The sequence below is a fragment of the Pseudomonas sp. AMR01 genome, assembly GCF_041946035.1.
In the GTDB taxonomy this organism is placed as follows: Bacteria; Pseudomonadota; Gammaproteobacteria; order Pseudomonadales; family Pseudomonadaceae; genus Aquipseudomonas; species Aquipseudomonas antarctica_B.
The window spans coordinates 341,529-357,214 of sequence record NZ_JAUTYR010000002.1 but is presented as its reverse complement, the minus strand read 5'-3'; the positions used below and the strand labels follow the sequence as shown (position 1 = coordinate 357,214).

The following is a 15,686-nucleotide window of genomic DNA, read 5'->3' as shown; positions in this document are numbered from 1 at the left end:
CGAATTCTACAGCGTTACACGCTGCTGTCAACACCTCTTTTTCTCCGCTTTCGACCGAGAAGATCGAAACGTTAATAGAGCCAAACAACACCGCTCTACCAACTCCTTCTGGGCTTCGATGAACTGAAGCAACTCGCTGTCGAATCTCGCATAACTCTTTGTTTACCAAGGAGTTTTCCGTTTCGACTGCGCCGGAAGTGGGGCGAATTATAGACTTCCAGAATCTGCCGTCAACCCTTAATTACGCTTTTGTTGCAGAAACCGGTTTTTTCGCGATAAGACGCGGGATTCGGCGCATGACCGGGGGAATCCGCAGTACCAGAAGCAGCGCACCGATAGAGGCATAGACAGCCCACTCCTTCAGATCCGCTCGCACAATCCACAACATGTGCAACAAACCAAGCCCCAGGATCACATAGACAAGACGGTGCAATTTTTTCCAGCGACTCCCGAGACGACGTTGGCTGTAGCGATTGGACGTTACCGCGAGCACTAATAAAGAGAGGAAACCCAATGCACCGACAATAATGTAGGGCCGCTTGCGCAACTCTACGCCCAACTGCGACCAATCCAGCCCTAGGACAAACACGCAGTAAGCCGCCAGGTGCAGGACGACATAAGCAAAGCACCACAACCCCAACTGCCGGCGCACTGCTATCCACCCCGCCCAACCACTCAGCTTTTGCAGCGGGGTCATTGCCAGGGTAATCAGCAACAGGATCAATGTGCCCAACCCCAGCCGATCAACCAACACCTTTCCCGGATCTGGCCCCAGCACAGAACTCCACGCTTCATATAGCCAGAAGAACGGCCACACCGCCGCTGCTATAAAGACGCCAATGCGCCAGATCGGATAGCGCATCAGTAGTTTTTCCGCAGATCGAGGTCGGTATAGAGAGAAGCAACCTCATCGGAATACCCGTTGAACATCTGCGTCTCCCGCACATTGGGACTGAACAGACCACTCGGCAGCCGACGCTCGCGCGCCTGAGTCCATCGAGGGTGATCAACTGTAGGGTTCACATTCGCATAAAACCCATACTCATCCGCAGCAATGCTTTGCCAGGTCGTTTTCGGCTGCTCGCTGACAAGACTGATCCGCACAATGGACTTCACACTCTTGAAGCCATACTTCCAGGGCACCACCAAACGCAGCGGCGCGCCATTCTGGTTAGCCAGCTCTCGCCCATACATGCCCACCGCGAGAATCGCCAACGAGTTCATCGCCTCATCCAGACGCAAGCCTTCTACATAAGGCCAGTCGATCAAACCAAAGCTTGAGCGCTGACCCGGCATGCTTTTAGGGTCTTGCAGGGTTTCAAAGCGGATGTACTTGGCCTTGGACGTTGGCTCAACTTGCTTGAGCAAAGCGGAAATCGGGAAACCTATCCAAGGAATGACCATCGACCACGCTTCAACGCAGCGCAAACGGTAGATACGCTCTTCCAACTGATAAGGCTTCATGAAGTCTTCCAGGGCATAACGCCCAGGCTTTGCAACTTCGCCGTCAATTACAACACTCCACGGCTCGGTCTTGAGAGAACCGGCATTCGTAGCCGGGTCGCCCTTGCCTGTACCGAACTCATAGAAGTTGTTGTAGTGGGTTGCATCCTTGAACGGGGTGATCGCCTCGTCCTTCACAGTGACCGCCTGCCATTTCGTCCCTGGCAGTTTCTCGGCAAACCATTTCGGCGCGTTACCCGGATCGACATCGGCGTAGCGGGCGGCCTCTTCGGCACTGGCCCAGCGCGGCAAGCTACTGGCAGCCACACCAGCGAGCGCGCCGCCGAGCAAGCTGCGGCGAGAGAGGTAAAAGGATTCGGGCGTGACATCCGATTCGTGGCAATCGGACGCTTTTGGCAATTTGATTAACATGGCAACTCCGCAGCATTGGAGGACTGATGCACCAATAGACTGCGGAGTATGGGGGAAATTACATTAAGACAATGTTTTGTCCCGACGCATATGCAGCAAATACTGAACTGGCCCAGAAGCAGCATAGACCAGGAACGCCAGCAGCAGAATACGCGGCGGATCACTGAACACGACTGCGAACACCAGCACGACTACGAGGATCGCTACAAAAGGCACGCGTCCCTTGAGGTCCAACTCTTTGAAGCTGTTGTACTTGATGTTACTGACCATCAACATGCCGGCCGCCGCAACCATCAAAGCCACCAGGAACGACATCTTCGAACCCTGGATGCCGTAATCACTGAATGCCCACACGATACCCGCCACCACACCCGCAGCCGCCGGGCTGGCCAAACCGATGAAGTAACGCTTGTCGGCGGTACCCACTTGGGTGTTGAAGCGCGCCAAACGTAATGCGGCGCCCGCGACATAGATAAAGGCGACCATCCAGCCGACCTTGCCCATGTCACCGAGTGCCCAGGCGAACGCCAGCAGCGCCGGCGCAACACCAAAGGCAACCATGTCCGACAGGGAGTCGTACTCGGCACCGAAGGCGCTTTGGGTATTGGTCATCCGCGCGACACGACCATCGAGGCCATCAAGCACCATGGCCACGAAAATGGCGATGGCAGCAAAACCAAAGTACTTGCTGGCACTCGCCGCGTCACCCGCCGCCAGGGCGCTTTGAGCGCTCATGGAGTTGATGATGGAGTAGAACCCGGCAAACAGGTTTGCCGTGGTGAACAGGTTGGGCAGCAGATAGATGCCACGATGCCGGACCTTGCGACCTTCCGCGTCATGCCCTTCTTCGACATGTTCATCGATCGGCAGCAGGCTTTCGGCGTCAGAGGCCTGGTTTGGCTCTTCGGGACGTTCGGTCATGGACTTTACCTTGCAACGATGTGAAAAGAATTCGACAAATACCTGCGGGGAGCGTTCGCCCGCAAACGATGCAGCTTTATACCAGAACCCGCCCCCAAACGAAAAAACGCGGCCTAAGCCGCGTTTTCTCTTGATGCGTACGACTTAGTTTTTGGCTTTGTCGACGATCTTGTTGGCACCGATCCACGGCATCATGGAGCGCAGTTGCTCGCCGATGATTTCGATACCGTGAGCGGCGTTGTTACGACGCTTGGCGGTCATCGAAGGGTAGCCGGTAGCACCTTCGGTGATGAACATTTTGGCGTATTCGCCGTCCTGAATACGTTTCAGGGCGTTGCGCATTGCCTGACGGGACTCGGCGTTGATCACTTCCGGGCCAGTCACGTACTCGCCGTATTCGGCGTTGTTGGAGATCGAGTAGTTCATGTTGGCGATACCGCCTTCGTACATGAGGTCAACGATCAGCTTCAGTTCGTGCAGGCATTCGAAGTAGGCCATTTCCGGCGCGTAGCCAGCTTCAACCAGGGTTTCGAAACCGGCTTTAACCAGCTCAACAGTACCGCCGCACAGAACGGCTTGTTCGCCGAACAGGTCGGTTTCAGTCTCGTCCTTAAAGGTGGTTTCGATGATGCCGGTACGACCACCACCCACGCCTGCGGCGTAGGACAGCGCAACGTTTTTGGCGTTGCCCGATGCGTCCTGGTAGATCGCGATCAGGTCAGGGATACCGCCGCCTTTGACGAACTCGGAACGCACGGTGTGGCCCGGTGCTTTCGGCGCGATCATGATCACGTCGAGGTCAGCACGCGGAACGACCTGGTTGTAGTGAATCGCGAAACCGTGGGAGAAGGCCAGGGTGGCGCCTTTCTTGATGTTCGGCTCGATTTCGTTCTTGTACAGCGCGGACTGGAACTCGTCCGGGGTCAGGATCATGACCAGGTCGGCAGCAGCAACAGCGGAAGCAACGTCAGTCACTTTCAGGCCGTGGGCCTCAGCCTTGGCAACAGTGGCCGAGCCTTTACGCAAGCCAACAGTCACGTCAACGCCGGAGTCTTTCAGGTTGCAAGCTTGCGCGTGACCCTGGGAGCCGTAGCCGATGATGGCGACTTTTTTGCCCTGGATGATCGACAGGTCACAATCTTTTTCATAATAAACTTTCATGAGGTTCCTCTATATATCCAGGCCGTGAGGCCATTCACTAATTGGGTTAAATGCTGAGTACTTTGTCGCCACGGGCAATCCCGGTGACACCACTGCGTACAGTTTCCAGAATCGAGGCCGTCCCGATCGACTGGATGAAGCTGTCCAGTTTGTCGCTTGTACCGGTCAGTTGAACGGTATAAACGCTGGCGCTCACATCAACGATCTGCCCGCGATAGATGTCGGTAGTGCGTTTGATCTCGGCACGTTGGGCACCCGTGGCCTTGACCTTGACCAGCATCAGTTCGCGCTCGATGTGGGCGCTTTCCGACAGGTCGACCAGCTTGACCACTTCGATCAGCTTGTTGAGGTTCTTGGTGATCTGCTCGATCACCTCATCGTGGCCTACAGTGGTCAACGTCAGGCGCGACAAGGTCGGGTCTTCGGTCGGGGCCACGGTCAGGCTTTCGATGTTGTAGTTACGTTGCGAAAACAGGCCGACAACACGAGACAGAGCGCCGGGTTCGTTCTCCAGAAGCAGGGAGATAATGTGCCGCATGATTAAGTACGCTCCGTCTTGTTCAGCCACATGTCGCGCATTGAGCCGTCTTTGATCTGCATCGGGTAGACGTGCTCGCTGGTATCCACCTGAATATCCAGGAACACCAGGCGGTCTTTCATGGCGAACGCCTCTTCCATCTTCGGCTTCAGATCTTTCAAATCAGTGATGCGAATGCCGACGTGGCCATAGGCTTCAACCAGTTTGACGAAATCCGGCAGCGACTCCATATAGGAATGGGAGTGACGGCTGTTGTAGCTCATGTCCTGCCACTGACGAACCATGCCCAGCACGCCGTTGTTCAGGCAGACGATCTTCACCGGAAGGCCGTACTGCAGGCACGTCGACAGTTCCTGGATGTTCATCTGGATGCTGCCCTCACCGGTGACGCACGCCACGTCGGATTCGGGGAAGCTCAGTTTCACGCCCATGGCCGCAGGGAAACCAAAGCCCATCGTGCCCAGGCCACCGGAGTTGATCCAGCGGTTAGGCTTGTCGAACGTGTAGTACTGCGCGGCGAACATCTGGTGCTGGCCCACGTCGGAGGTCACAAAGGCGTCGCCCTTGGTCACTTCGCACAGGGTTTCGATCACGGTTTGTGGCTTGATGATGCTGCCGTCGCCCTTGTCGTAAGGGAACAGGCCGCGATCACCGCGCCATTCGTCGATCTGCTTCCACCAACTGGCAACGGATTCCTTGTTCGGCGCTTCGCCGATCTCCTTGAGCGCAGCGACCATTTCGGTCAGTACGCTTTCCACAGGCCCCACGATTGGCACGTCGGCCTTGATGGTCTTGGAGATGGACGCCGGGTCGATGTCGATGTGGATAATCTTGGCATTCGGGCAGAATTTGCTCGGGCCGTTGATCACACGGTCATCGAACCGCGCGCCGACTGCCAGGATCACGTCGGCGTGGTGCATGGTCAGGTTGGCGGTGTAGCTGCCGTGCATCCCCAGCATGCCGACGAACTGACGGTCGGTACCCGGAAATGCGCCGAGGCCCATCAAGGTGTTGGTAACCGGCAGGTTAAGCAGTTTGGCCAGCTCGGTCAGCGGTGCGGAACCGCCGCCCAAAATCACGCCGCCACCCGAGTAGAGCACAGGGCGCTTGGCCGCCAGGAGCATTTCTGCCGCCTTGCGAATTTGCCCCGAGTGCCCACGAACGGCCGGGCTGTAGGAGCGCAGCTTGGCTTTCTTCGGGAAGATGTATTCGAATTTTTCAGCCGGGTTGGTCATGTCTTTCGGGATATCTACGACGACAGGACCCGGACGACCGGACTGCGCGAGGTAGAACGCCTTTTTCATGATTTCCGGGATTTCCGAGGCATGTTTGATCATGAAGCTGTGTTTCACGATCGGCCGGGAGATACCGATCATGTCGGTTTCCTGGAATGCATCGGTACCGACCATGGTGCTCGCGACCTGGCCAGAAATGATCACCATCGGAATGGAGTCCATATACGCAGTCGCGATGCCAGTGATGGCATTGGTTGCGCCTGGGCCGGACGTCACCAGGACCACGCCGGCTTTACCGGTGGCACGGGCGTAACCGTCAGCCATATGGGTCGCGGCCTGTTCGTGGCGAACCAGGATGTGGGTAACAGCCGGTTCCTTGAACAGTGCGTCGTAAACATGCAGCAGAGCACCACCTGGGTACCCGTAGATATAGTCGACGCCTTCGTCACGCAAAAAGCGCACGAGCATCTCACCGCCAGATAAAAGCTCCACGTTGTTCACCTCTAAAACGCCAGAATACCGTCCGTTAAAAACCGACGGGTCTTAATAGGTTTACTTCTCAACAGAGCATGAGCGACGGTGGTCGCCGACTACGTCAGCACTGACTGAGCAAGTATTGGGATCGTCCCAAGTATTGCGGGCTTTTCCCACCCAGCGCGAGGTAACGCGTTGCGGGTGTTACAGGTCGGCGCGGATATGCGCCTCATGATCTGCTGAGCGGGCCTGCTTCTGGCAGTCCCGATACAGCGGACTTTGGATTCTTCTGTTTCAGGCCGTTCAAGTCAAGCAATAATTGCGCTTTTTTCCAACTAAGCGCATGAGAACGTAGAAGAATGGGCTTTGAGGAGGGATAAAACTCGCCTGAATGTCGTCAAGCGGTAGAAATGTGCGCAAGACTGCCGAAAAACCCGGCAGTCAGGCAATTAACGAGCGTCGACGATCAATTGGTCGAACTTTTTCAGCGCATTACGCAATCCAAGGCTCTCTTGCGGGCGATCGGCGTAGACCATCTCGGCCATCTCCATGATCCCCGACGCGTTTGGCAATGGCAGGTCCTGCTCGAGGATTTGCTTCATGCGCACCAGGAAGATCCATTGCAGCCACTGATGAAAGTCCAGCGTGTCGACCGAAAACGGCTCGACACTGCTGAGCGCCTCGGCGCTGGGGGACACTTCGTCCCACCAGCCCTGCACGCGCAATTCACGCTTAATCAGCAATAACTGTTCGGCAATCGCTGGAAAACGCGAATCCATCAGAGGCTGACCTTGGCTTTTTGCCGAGCCTGAGCCGCACCGGCAGCGTCACCCTGGGCGGCACGCGCGTCACCAATCAAACCCCACAGATTCGCTTGCAGGTCAGGGCGACCGTTAGCCAGGGTCAGGCCGCGACGGGCGAACTGCTCAGCTTGCGGCGCATCACCCTGGGCCAAACGCACTTGGGCCAGACGAAACAGCACTTGCGGCTCACGAGGTGCCACGCGCTGGGCGCGCTCAAGGCTTGACGATGCACCGTTCAAGTCGCCACCGGCTTGCTGTTGCTGGGCGGTGGTCAACAAAGCCAGCACCGGGCCATCCAGCTGCTCGTCAGCCGACAGGCCGCCCGAGTTGGAGGACGACGACGGAACACCGCTCGGCGTCGACGGCATGGTGTAGCTGCCCTGATTAACCGGCGCCGTTTGAATCGGCGTCGAATCAATCGGCCCAGACGTGCTTGGGCCTGGCGTCCACGGCTCGGCACTGATCGGCGCCGACGTAGCCGCACCAGCACCCGGCACCATCACCACCACACCCGAATCCTGCGGCATGGCCTGAGCCTTGGCTTGAGCGGGACGTGTGGTCACGGTCTGGCGGAAACCGCCCTTGGCCGAGATGCGGTCGTTATTCGAAACATTCGTACTCGAGTCCACTACCGGAATCGAGCCGCGCTGCACGCTGGCGCAACCGTTGAGCAAAGCCAGAGCTGTAATAGCTGGAATCCACCACTTGTTCACTTGAAACCCTCTTTGCTTAATTCATCCAGCCCTTGACCCAATCCATCACCGATTCCGCACTGGCGGGGGCACTGCCACCGCATGCGGGCCCGGCGGGTGGCTCGCTGCCGCGAATATACGGCATCTGCACCGCGCCCGGGCAGTTGGCATCAGAGCCCTGCCCTGTGTGCGGGTCAATCCAGGCCTGCACGATGTTATCCGGCTGCGGCATATTAAGCGGCAGCGGGTCGGCTTTGCGCATGAAACTTGTCCATACCTGCAACGCGCCGGTCGCACCGGTGAACGGCGTCTTGCCATTGTCATCGCGCCCCAGCCACACCACCGCCAGTACATCCTGGCCGAAACCGGCGAACCAGCTGTCGCGTGAATCGTTACTCGTACCGGTCTTGCCCGCCAGCGTCAGGTTCGCCGGCAGCACGTTGTAGACCGAGCGCCCGGTACCCTCTCGCATCACGCGCTGCATGGCGTTCTGGATCAGGTAGATGGAGCCTGCGTCGAAGCGCTGCTGAATCTGGAATGGGTAACGCTTGAGCGGCTCGCCCTCAGCATTCAGCACGCTGCGAATGCCGCGCATCGGCGTATTGAAGCCGCCGTTGGCGATGGTCTGGTACATCGTTGCCACGTCCATCGGGGTCATGGCCCCCGCCCCCAACAACATCGATGGGAACGCCGGGAATTCACGGGTGACACCCAAACGTGCGAGGGTTTTCAGTACATTCGGCACGCCGACTTCAAGCCCAAGGCGCGAAGTGGAGATGTTGTAGGAATGCGCCAGACCCTGGTACAGGAATATCGTGCCATTGGAGCGGCGCTCGTAGTTTTTCGGCGTCCATACCTGGCCATCCGCCAACTTGACCGACAGCGGATCATCCGACAACCAGCTGGTGAGGGTGTATTTGCTCGGTTTCTCGAGCGCCGTCAGGTAGACCGCCGGCTTGACCAGCGAGCCGATTGGCCGTAAAGCATCCAGTGCGCGGTTGAAACCAGCGAAGCTGGCCTGGCGACTACCGATCATGGCCTGAACCTCACCGGTTTCCGGGTTGGTCACGACCATGGCCGCTTCGACGTCGTCAGCACCTTTACGGCCGGCCAGACGTTTGAACGTGTCATTGACGGACGCTTCGGCCTTCATCTGCAGAATCGGGTCGAAACTGGTGAAGATCCGCAAGCCTTCTTCGGTCAAGTCTTCGTCGCGGTAGTCTTCACGCAACTGGCGTTTGACCAGGTCGATAAAGCCCGGGAAGGAACTGTCGGCCAGCTTGCCGCGTGTTGTTACACCCAGTGGCATTTTCTTTGCGGCGGCAACTTGTTCGGCGGTGGCGACGCCCTGCTGCTCCAGCACATCGAGCACCAGGTTGCGGCGCTCAAGCGCACGCTCCGGGTTGCGACGCGGGTTGTAATAGGACGGGCCCTTGACCATGCCGACCAGCAAAGCAACCTGGTGCAGCTTCAACTCGGACAACGGTTGACCAAAGAAAAACTGACTCGCCAAGCCAAAACCGTGCACCGCGCGCTGGCCATCCTGCCCGACGAATACCTCGTTGAGGTACGCCTCGAGGATTTCCTGCTTGCTGTAATGCAGCTCCAGCAGCATCGCCATCATCGCTTCGGTGAGCTTGCGGGTCAGGCTGCGCTCGCTGGTCAGGTAGAAGTTTTTGACCAATTGTTGCGTCAGCGTACTGCCGCCCTGGGTCATCTTGCCGCCGGAAGTGTTGACCCAAATCGCGCGGGCAATCGACTTTGGCGAGACACCCCAGTGGCTGTAGAAATCACGGTCTTCTACGGCGACCAGGGTTTCGAGCAGATACGGTGGCACCTGATCCAGTTTGATCAGGATGCGGTCTTCGAGGTTTTTCGGGTAAATACCGCCGATCAGCAGCGGCTCCAGGCGCACGACCGGCAGCTTGGTGCCATTGAGCGAAGACAGCTCGGCCACATAATCGCCGGAGAAGCGCACACGCACTGGCTGGGCTTTTTCCAGCCCTTCATAGAACTGGAAGCCACGGGTATTCAGGTCGACGGTATTGCCATTGACGGCCGCCGAGCCCGGGCCATTGCTCACGGGTTCGCGGCGATAGCCCAGGGCGTCGAGCTCGGTGAGGAAGTCATCCTTGCTCAGCTTCTGGCCGTTAAACAGTTCCAGCGGGCGTGCATACACCTTGGCCGGAATGGTCCAGCGCTTGCCGGAGAACTTCTCCTGGACCACGGCGTCGAGGTACACCGCGAAGCCGGCGAGCACCACAAGGCCCACCAGGCTTAGCTTGAGCGCCCAGCCCAGCCACGGGCGCAGGCCGCGGGAAGGAGGTTTTTTACGGGAACGGGGAGATCGGGTTCGAGTCATGGCGGCGGATTATACGCACTTTATTGATGATCAACATGAGCCGGACAGCGGTTTGCACGACCGCTCGTAGCGGCCATAATGCCCGCCATGATTTCTCTCAGTCTTTGAAGGATCGCCCGTGAGCCAGTCCCTGATCGCTGCCCTGCAAAACCCGGCTTTATACCCTCACCCGGTTGAAGCGTTTCAAGTCATTGAAACGCATATTTCCTGGGTGATTTTGACCGGTCCCTATGCCTATAAGCTGAAGAAACCGATGAACTTCGGCTTTCTCAACTTCACCGTCCTGGAAGATCGCGGTCATTTTTGCAACGAGGAGCTGCGCCTCAATCAACGCCTGACTGAAGATTTGTATCTTGAAGTGTTGCCGATCACTGGTACCGCCGAAGCGCCGCAGTTGGGTGGCGACGGCCCGGTGATCGAGTACGCGCTGAAAATGCGCCAGTTCCCGCAAAGCCAGATGCTCAGCACGCTTCAAGCCAATGGCGAACTGACCAGCGCGCACATCGATGAGATGGCCAGGCAGATCGCGCATTTCCACCTCACCGCACCAAAGGTCCCGCAGGAACACCCCGCCGGCACCCCGGATGAGGTGATGGCACCGGTAAGCCAGAACTTCGAACAAATCCGCCCGTTCCTCAGCGACAAGGCCGACCTGACACAACTCGAAGCCCTGCAAGCCTGGGCTGAAAGCAGCTTCGAACGCCTCAAGCCACTGTTCCAACAGCGCAAGCTCGACGGTTTCACCCGCGAATGCCACGGTGATATCCACCTAGGCAACGCGACCCTGATCGATGGCAAGGTCGTGATCTTCGACTGCATCGAGTTCAACGAGCCGTTCCGCTTCACCGACGTGTATGCCGACACCGGCTTTTTGGCGATGGACCTTGAAGACCGTGGCCTCAAGCCCCTTGCACGGCGCTTTATCAGCCAATACCTGGAACTGACCGGCGACTACCAAGGCCTGGAAGTGCTCAACTTCTATAAAGCCTACCGTGCGCTGGTGCGTGCAAAAGTGGCGCTGTTCAGCATGCCGAGCGAAGCCGATCCGGTGCAACGCGCCACCACCCTGCGCCAGTACCGCAACTACGCCAACCTCGCGGAAAGCTACAGCACCATTCCTTCGCGCTTCCTGGCGATTACCCACGGCGTTTCGGCTGTCGGCAAAAGCCACGTTGCGATGCGTCTGGTGGAAGCGCTGGGCGCCGTGCGCCTGCGTTCGGATGTAGAGCGCAAACGTCTGTTTGGCGAACAACAGGTTGAGAACACACCACAGGCCGGCATCTACGCCGCCGATGCCAGCGCCGCTACCTATGCGCGCCTGAACGAAATCGCCAACACCGTTTTGCGCGCCGGCTACCCGGTGGTACTTGATGCCACGTTCCTTAAACGCGAACAACGCGACGCCGCCGCCAGCATTGCCGAAGCCACCGGCGCGCCATTCCTGATTCTGGATTGCAACGCACCGCAAGCCGTTATCGCCAGCTGGCTGGCGCAACGTCAGGCCGATAAAAACGATCCGTCCGACGCCACACTGACCGTTATTGAAGCGCAGCAGGCCAATCGCGACCCGCTGTCTGCCGAGGAACTGCTACTGAGCAAGCGCGTGGAAACCAACGAAAGCGGCACGCTGGATGCCTTGGTGGCGCACATTCGCCAGCGCCTGCCCGGTCTGTAAGAAATATTTCTTGGTCGTGTCACCGATCGACGGTGCACGGCCGAGCAATAGTGGCACTATAATGGCGTCATAATTCCAACAGGAGTCGCCATTATGAGTCAGCCCAAGCTTCTGGATTCCCCGCTCTACGTGCTCCTGCATAAAGACGATATTCGCGGCTTCAACGAGGAACGTCCTAAAGACGGCGCCATCGACATGCGCGGCGGCGACTTCCGAGGGCTGGACCTGCGCGAGCTGGACGCCACCGGCATTGACTTCACCGACGCCTACTTCCGCTCCGCCGACCTGCGCGGCCTGGATTTGCGCGGCTGCTCACTGGAAGGCGCCAGCCTGGCCCATGCGCAGATATCCGGCACGTACTTCCCCCCTGAGCTGACTGCCGACGAAATCCTGATGTCGGTCAATTTCGGCACTCGCCTGCGTTACCGTACCAAGTAATGCCACTCTTTAGGCCCCGGACCCGCATCGTGCGGGCCGGCTGCCGCTCGCCTGCCTGTCGATAAATCCCCCCGCATTCTTATAGCTTTTCAGCCGATCCGGACCAAAGAACTACGCTTTTGCTGCTGAGCGCTACACTCCTGTTCAGGCTTGCCTGGTCACGATACCCACCGCACCATTCGGCCGTCGCAAGGAGGCTTGATGAACGATGAGCTGCAACACCTGAAAAACCTTGGCAAGACCTCGGCGCAGTGGCTGCACGCGGTGGGCATCCACAGCGCGTCCGACTTGCGCCGCCTGGGAGCCGTTGACGCGTATCGAGCCGTGCGCACTCGTGGGTTCCGGGCGTCGAAAGTGCTGCTGTATGCAATCGAAGGCGCATTGATGGACGTGCACTGGAACGATATTCCGCCGGAGCGCAAAGAGGCGTTGAACCGTCAACTGGACGCACTTTCAGCGCGCCAGAAGAATTAGCCCGGCGCTGAAACCCTTTATTTACAGGCATCGCGCAGGCGTGTTTGAGAAAAACCCGCAGAACACGCAAAAACAAATGTTGACTCTCAAATGAGAATCGTTATGATTATCGCAACTGGTCGCGAGATCAGCCGATAACTGAAAGACCATTGGTTCGGACTCTCAGATTATCTCCTCATCAGGCTAATCACGGTTATTTGACCCGGCTCTTGCCGGGTCTTTTTTTGCCTGTGGAAAAGTGGATTTCAGCGCGCGATAATCAACGGATGCCCACGCTCCGGATGCGGCTGTACCAACACATCCAGACCAAACACAGCCTTGAGCGGCTCCGGCTGAAACACCTTTGACGGCGTGTCCAGCGCATGGGGACGCCCGTCTTCCAGCAACAGAATGCGATCGCAGTAGCGCGCTGCGAGGTTCAAGTCATGAAGAATCACCAGCACCGCCGCGCCTCGATCAGCAAAGGTGCGGATGGCGTGCAAGGTTGTGTGTTGGTGCAAGGGGTCGAGCATCGATGTGGGCTCATCCAGCAGCAATGTCTGCCCCGCTTCACCCGGCCATAACTGCGCCAGCACCCGCGCCAAGTGCACGCGCTGGCGCTCGCCGCCGGACAGCGCGAGGTAGCTGCGACCACTTAAATGCCCGACATCCGCAGCCTGCAGGGCGGCTTTGATGATCTCATCATCTCGGACCCGGCCTGTTTGGTGAGGCAAGCGGCCCATGCCGACCACTTCCTCTACGCGAAAAGCAAAATCCAGTGTGGATGTCTGTGGCAGCACCGCCAGCCGCTGAGCACGTTGCGCGCCGGTCCAGTCCTTCAACGCCTGCTGATCCAGCCACACAGTGCCCTGATCCGGTTGCAGCTCCCCGCACAACGCCCCGAGCAAGGTACTTTTGCCCGCGCCATTGGGCCCCAGCACGCCCAGCACTTCCCCCGGCAACAGGTCGAGGGTGACATCTGCCAATACAATTTTTCGGCCACGCCGGATCTGCAGCCCTTCCACACGCAGCATCAGGCACGCCCCCGCAATAACAGATAGAGAAAAAACGGCGCGCCAATAAATGCGGTCACGATGCCGATTGGCAGTTCAGCCGGCGCCAGGGCCAGGCGCGCCACCAAGTCTGCGAACAGCAGCAAACTCGCGCCCGCCAGCACCGAGGCCGGCAATAGCACGCGATGATCCGGCCCCGCCAGCAACCGCACTAGGTGCGGCACCACCAGCCCGACAAACCCGATCATGCCCGCCGCCGCGACCGCCGCGCCCACACCCAAGGCGGTGCAAAACACCAACTCGCGCTTGAGCCCTTCAACATCAATGCCCAAGTGGCTGGCTTCCGACTCACCCAGTAACAATGCATTCAACGCTTTGGCCCGGCGCGGCAACCAAAGCGCCACGCCCGCGCTCACCAACAGCAACGGCCACAACCGCGAATAGCTGGCACCATTAAGGCTGCCGAGGTTCCAAAAGGTCAGGGTGCGCAACGTGGCGTCATCCGCCAGGTAAGTGAAGAGCCCCACCGCTGAGCCGGCAAGGGCCGTGAGGGCGATGCCGGCGAGCAGCATTGTCGCGACGTTGGTCTGGCCGTTGCGCCGCCCGAGGCGATAAACCAGCGCCGTCACGCCCAACCCACCGAGAAATGCACACAGCGACAAGAGATATGGCCCGAATGCATCCGGCAGACCGCCAAAAAACGAACCACCCACGATGGCAATAGCCGCTCCCAGCGCCGCGCCACTGGACACACCGACTAACCCAGGATCGGCCAGCGGGTTGCGAAACAAACCCTGCATCGCCACACCCGACAATGCCAGCACGCTGCCAACCGCCAAGCCGAGCAAGGTACGCGGCAAGCGAATCTGCCCCAGAATCAACTCGGCCTGCTCCAGCCCTTGAGCCTCAATCGGCACACCCACCAAGCGCAAGGCGGCCTTGAGCGTATCCAGCAATGGCAGGCTGACCGGCCCCAGCGACAATGACAGCCAGATCGCCAATACGCACAACAGCGACAGCCCGATAAACAGCGTTTTCGGTTTAACCAACGTGGTCATGGGGCAGGTTTAACCTGGGACGGATAAAACCCGGCGGAGAGTTTCACCAGGCTCTGTGGCAGACGCGGCCCCAGCCCGCCGACCAACAACGTCGGGTCGAGCTCAAACACGCGGCCATTCTTGGCGGCCGGCGTAGACGCCAAAATCGGGTTTTCCTTGAACAGGGCCGCCCGTGCGGCGTCACCCGTGAGCGCGCGGTCGGCAAATACCAAAACATCAGGGCTCAAGCCTGCCAGCGATTCCACCGAAAACGGCTTGTAGCCCGTGTGAGTCGCCAGGTTATGCCCGCCCGCCTGTTGCAACATCCAATCGGCAGCGGTGTCTTTACCAGCGATCAACGGCTTGCCCCCCGCGTGCCCCAGAACCAACAACACGCCCGGCGCTTTTTGCGTGGCCTGGGCCTTGGCGAGCCAGCTCTTCTGCTGTTCAAGTGCCTGTTCATAGCCGGTAAACAATTGGTTGGCTTTGCTTTCGTTGCCGAGCAACTTGCCCAAGTGTTGAAGGTTGCCCTTCAAGGTCGGCAAATCCGCCTCGGCGGAAAACAGTTCTACCTGCACCCCGGCGCCACGAATCTGCGCCAGCACCGGCGGCGGGCCCATTTCTTCTGTTCCAAGCAGTACCTGCGGGCGCAGGCTGAGGATGCCTTCAGCCGATAACTGGCGCTGGTAACCGATACTTGGCAACGCCTTGAGCGACTCCGGGTGCTGGCTGGTGGTATCGACCCCCACCAATTTCGATTCCCCGCCCAGCGCCGCGACCCATTCCGACAGCGCCCCACCGGCACTGACCAGGCGTTGCGGCAGTTCAGAGGCTTGTGCCGCGTGGTTAACCAGCAGTGAGGCAACAAGCGCAATAGCGCTGGTACTCAGGCGCATAACAGGGTTTCCTTCCAGGGGCGGGGCCGCTCAAGCACTCATCAATGTGACAGAAACCCCCTGTCTGGCATCGTACAGAGCGCCCGGTCAGCTAACGGGCGAAGCCGGCATTT

At 58.7% G+C, this 15,686-nt stretch carries 15 protein-coding genes; 3 read left to right on the top strand and 12 right to left on the bottom strand.

Going from position 1 to position 15,686, the window contains the following annotated elements; all coding sequences use genetic code 11:
* Positions 1 to 241 precede the first annotated feature (241 nt).
* The 9 genes from msrQ to mrcB form a co-directional block, all read right to left on the bottom strand.
* Positions 242 to 862: a protein-methionine-sulfoxide reductase heme-binding subunit MsrQ gene (gene msrQ, locus Q7C20_RS03515; RefSeq protein ID WP_348062488.1), complete on the bottom strand. Its 621-nt coding sequence runs from the start codon at positions 860 to 862 to the stop codon at positions 242 to 244.
* Positions 862 to 1,875, bottom strand: a complete 1,014-nt coding sequence (gene msrP, locus Q7C20_RS03510; RefSeq protein ID WP_375065433.1) for a protein-methionine-sulfoxide reductase catalytic subunit MsrP — start codon at positions 1,873 to 1,875, stop codon at positions 862 to 864. Before msrP ends, msrQ begins: the two co-directional genes overlap by 1 nt.
* A 63-nt stretch (positions 1,876 to 1,938) precedes the next feature.
* The gene (gene pssA / locus Q7C20_RS03505; RefSeq protein ID WP_348062490.1) at positions 1,939 to 2,796 is read right to left on the bottom strand and encodes a CDP-diacylglycerol--serine O-phosphatidyltransferase; all 858 of its coding nucleotides are present in this window, start codon (positions 2,794 to 2,796) and stop codon (positions 1,939 to 1,941) included.
* A 144-nt stretch (positions 2,797 to 2,940) separates the two neighbouring features.
* Positions 2,941 to 3,957: a ketol-acid reductoisomerase gene (gene ilvC, locus Q7C20_RS03500; RefSeq protein WP_078739114.1), complete on the bottom strand. Its 1,017-nt coding sequence runs from the start codon at positions 3,955 to 3,957 to the stop codon at positions 2,941 to 2,943.
* Between the two features lie 46 nt (positions 3,958 to 4,003).
* Positions 4,004 to 4,495 carry an acetolactate synthase small subunit gene (gene ilvN, locus Q7C20_RS03495; protein ID WP_003176102.1) on the bottom strand — a complete coding sequence of 164 codons (492 nt, stop codon included), beginning with the start codon at positions 4,493 to 4,495 and terminating at the stop codon, positions 4,004 to 4,006.
* A gap of 2 nt (positions 4,496 to 4,497) precedes the next feature.
* Positions 4,498 to 6,222 (bottom strand): acetolactate synthase 3 large subunit, encoded by a 1,725-nt coding sequence (locus Q7C20_RS03490; protein WP_375065428.1) that lies wholly within the window; start codon positions 6,220 to 6,222, stop codon positions 4,498 to 4,500.
* Between the two features lie 431 nt (positions 6,223 to 6,653).
* Positions 6,654 to 6,983, bottom strand: a complete 330-nt coding sequence (locus Q7C20_RS03485; RefSeq protein WP_375065426.1) for a YqcC family protein — start codon at positions 6,981 to 6,983, stop codon at positions 6,654 to 6,656.
* Positions 6,983 to 7,720, bottom strand: coding sequence for a tetratricopeptide repeat protein (locus Q7C20_RS03480; RefSeq protein ID WP_375065424.1), 738 nt, complete (start codon positions 7,718 to 7,720; stop codon positions 6,983 to 6,985). Before Q7C20_RS03480 ends, Q7C20_RS03485 begins: the two co-directional genes overlap by 1 nt.
* Positions 7,721 to 7,736: 16 nt before the next feature.
* Positions 7,737 to 10,061, bottom strand: coding sequence for a penicillin-binding protein 1B (gene mrcB, locus Q7C20_RS03475; RefSeq protein WP_348057705.1), 2,325 nt, complete (start codon positions 10,059 to 10,061; stop codon positions 7,737 to 7,739).
* 118 nt (positions 10,062 to 10,179) lie between these two features.
* On the opposite strand from mrcB, the gene Q7C20_RS03470 reads away from it, so the two are divergent.
* The 3 genes from Q7C20_RS03470 to Q7C20_RS03460 all read left to right on the top strand — a co-directional run bounded on the left by Q7C20_RS03470 (position 10,180) and on the right by Q7C20_RS03460 (position 12,648).
* Positions 10,180 to 11,736, top strand: coding sequence for an AAA family ATPase (locus Q7C20_RS03470; protein ID WP_375065422.1), 1,557 nt, complete (start codon positions 10,180 to 10,182; stop codon positions 11,734 to 11,736).
* Positions 11,737 to 11,829: 93 nt separating this feature from the next.
* Positions 11,830 to 12,174, top strand: coding sequence for a pentapeptide repeat-containing protein (locus Q7C20_RS03465; protein WP_348057709.1), 345 nt, complete (start codon positions 11,830 to 11,832; stop codon positions 12,172 to 12,174).
* A gap of 201 nt (positions 12,175 to 12,375) precedes the next feature.
* Entirely contained in the window at positions 12,376 to 12,648 is a 273-nt protein-coding gene (locus Q7C20_RS03460) for a TfoX/Sxy family protein (RefSeq protein ID WP_375065420.1), read from the top strand.
* 245 nt (positions 12,649 to 12,893) lie between these two features.
* Here the strand turns inward: Q7C20_RS03460 and Q7C20_RS03455 are convergent, their stop codons facing one another.
* From Q7C20_RS03455 to Q7C20_RS03445, 3 genes are read right to left on the bottom strand one after another with little or no spacing between them, the layout of a single operon-like run.
* Entirely contained in the window at positions 12,894 to 13,661 is a 768-nt protein-coding gene (locus Q7C20_RS03455) for a heme ABC transporter ATP-binding protein (protein WP_375065418.1), read from the bottom strand.
* Positions 13,661 to 14,698 (bottom strand): FecCD family ABC transporter permease, encoded by a 1,038-nt coding sequence (locus Q7C20_RS03450; RefSeq protein WP_375065416.1) that lies wholly within the window; start codon positions 14,696 to 14,698, stop codon positions 13,661 to 13,663. Before Q7C20_RS03450 ends, Q7C20_RS03455 begins: the two co-directional genes overlap by 1 nt.
* Positions 14,695 to 15,573, bottom strand: coding sequence for a hemin ABC transporter substrate-binding protein (locus Q7C20_RS03445; RefSeq protein ID WP_375065414.1), 879 nt, complete (start codon positions 15,571 to 15,573; stop codon positions 14,695 to 14,697). The genes Q7C20_RS03450 and Q7C20_RS03445 overlap by 4 nt, the downstream gene beginning before the upstream one ends.
* Between the last annotated feature and the right edge of the window lie 113 nt (positions 15,574 to 15,686).

Bases quoted from the DNA above. Each gene is read 5' to 3' on its own strand.
- msrQ (WP_348062488.1), bottom strand. From the start codon at position 862: ATGCGCTATCCGATCTGGCGCATTGGCGTCTTTATAGCAGCGGCGGTG.
- msrP (WP_375065433.1), bottom strand. From the start codon at position 1,875: ATGTTAATCAAATTGCCAAAAGCGTCCGATTGCCACGAATCGGATGTC.
- pssA (WP_348062490.1), bottom strand. From the start codon at position 2,796: ATGACCGAACGTCCCGAAGAGCCAAACCAGGCCTCTGACGCCGAAAGC.
- ilvC (WP_078739114.1), bottom strand. From the start codon at position 3,957: ATGAAAGTTTATTATGAAAAAGATTGTGACCTGTCGATCATCCAGGGC.
- ilvN (WP_003176102.1), bottom strand. From the start codon at position 4,495: ATGCGGCACATTATCTCCCTGCTTCTGGAGAACGAACCCGGCGCTCTG.
- Q7C20_RS03485 (WP_375065426.1), bottom strand. From the start codon at position 6,983: ATGGATTCGCGTTTTCCAGCGATTGCCGAACAGTTATTGCTGATTAAG.
- mrcB (WP_348057705.1), bottom strand. From the start codon at position 10,061: ATGACTCGAACCCGATCTCCCCGTTCCCGTAAAAAACCTCCTTCCCGC.
- Q7C20_RS03465 (WP_348057709.1), top strand. From the start codon at position 11,830: ATGAGTCAGCCCAAGCTTCTGGATTCCCCGCTCTACGTGCTCCTGCAT.
- Q7C20_RS03460 (WP_375065420.1), top strand. From the start codon at position 12,376: ATGAACGATGAGCTGCAACACCTGAAAAACCTTGGCAAGACCTCGGCG.
- Q7C20_RS03455 (WP_375065418.1), bottom strand. From the start codon at position 13,661: ATGCTGCGTGTGGAAGGGCTGCAGATCCGGCGTGGCCGAAAAATTGTA.
- Q7C20_RS03450 (WP_375065416.1), bottom strand. From the start codon at position 14,698: ATGACCACGTTGGTTAAACCGAAAACGCTGTTTATCGGGCTGTCGCTG.
- Q7C20_RS03445 (WP_375065414.1), bottom strand. From the start codon at position 15,573: ATGCGCCTGAGTACCAGCGCTATTGCGCTTGTTGCCTCACTGCTGGTT.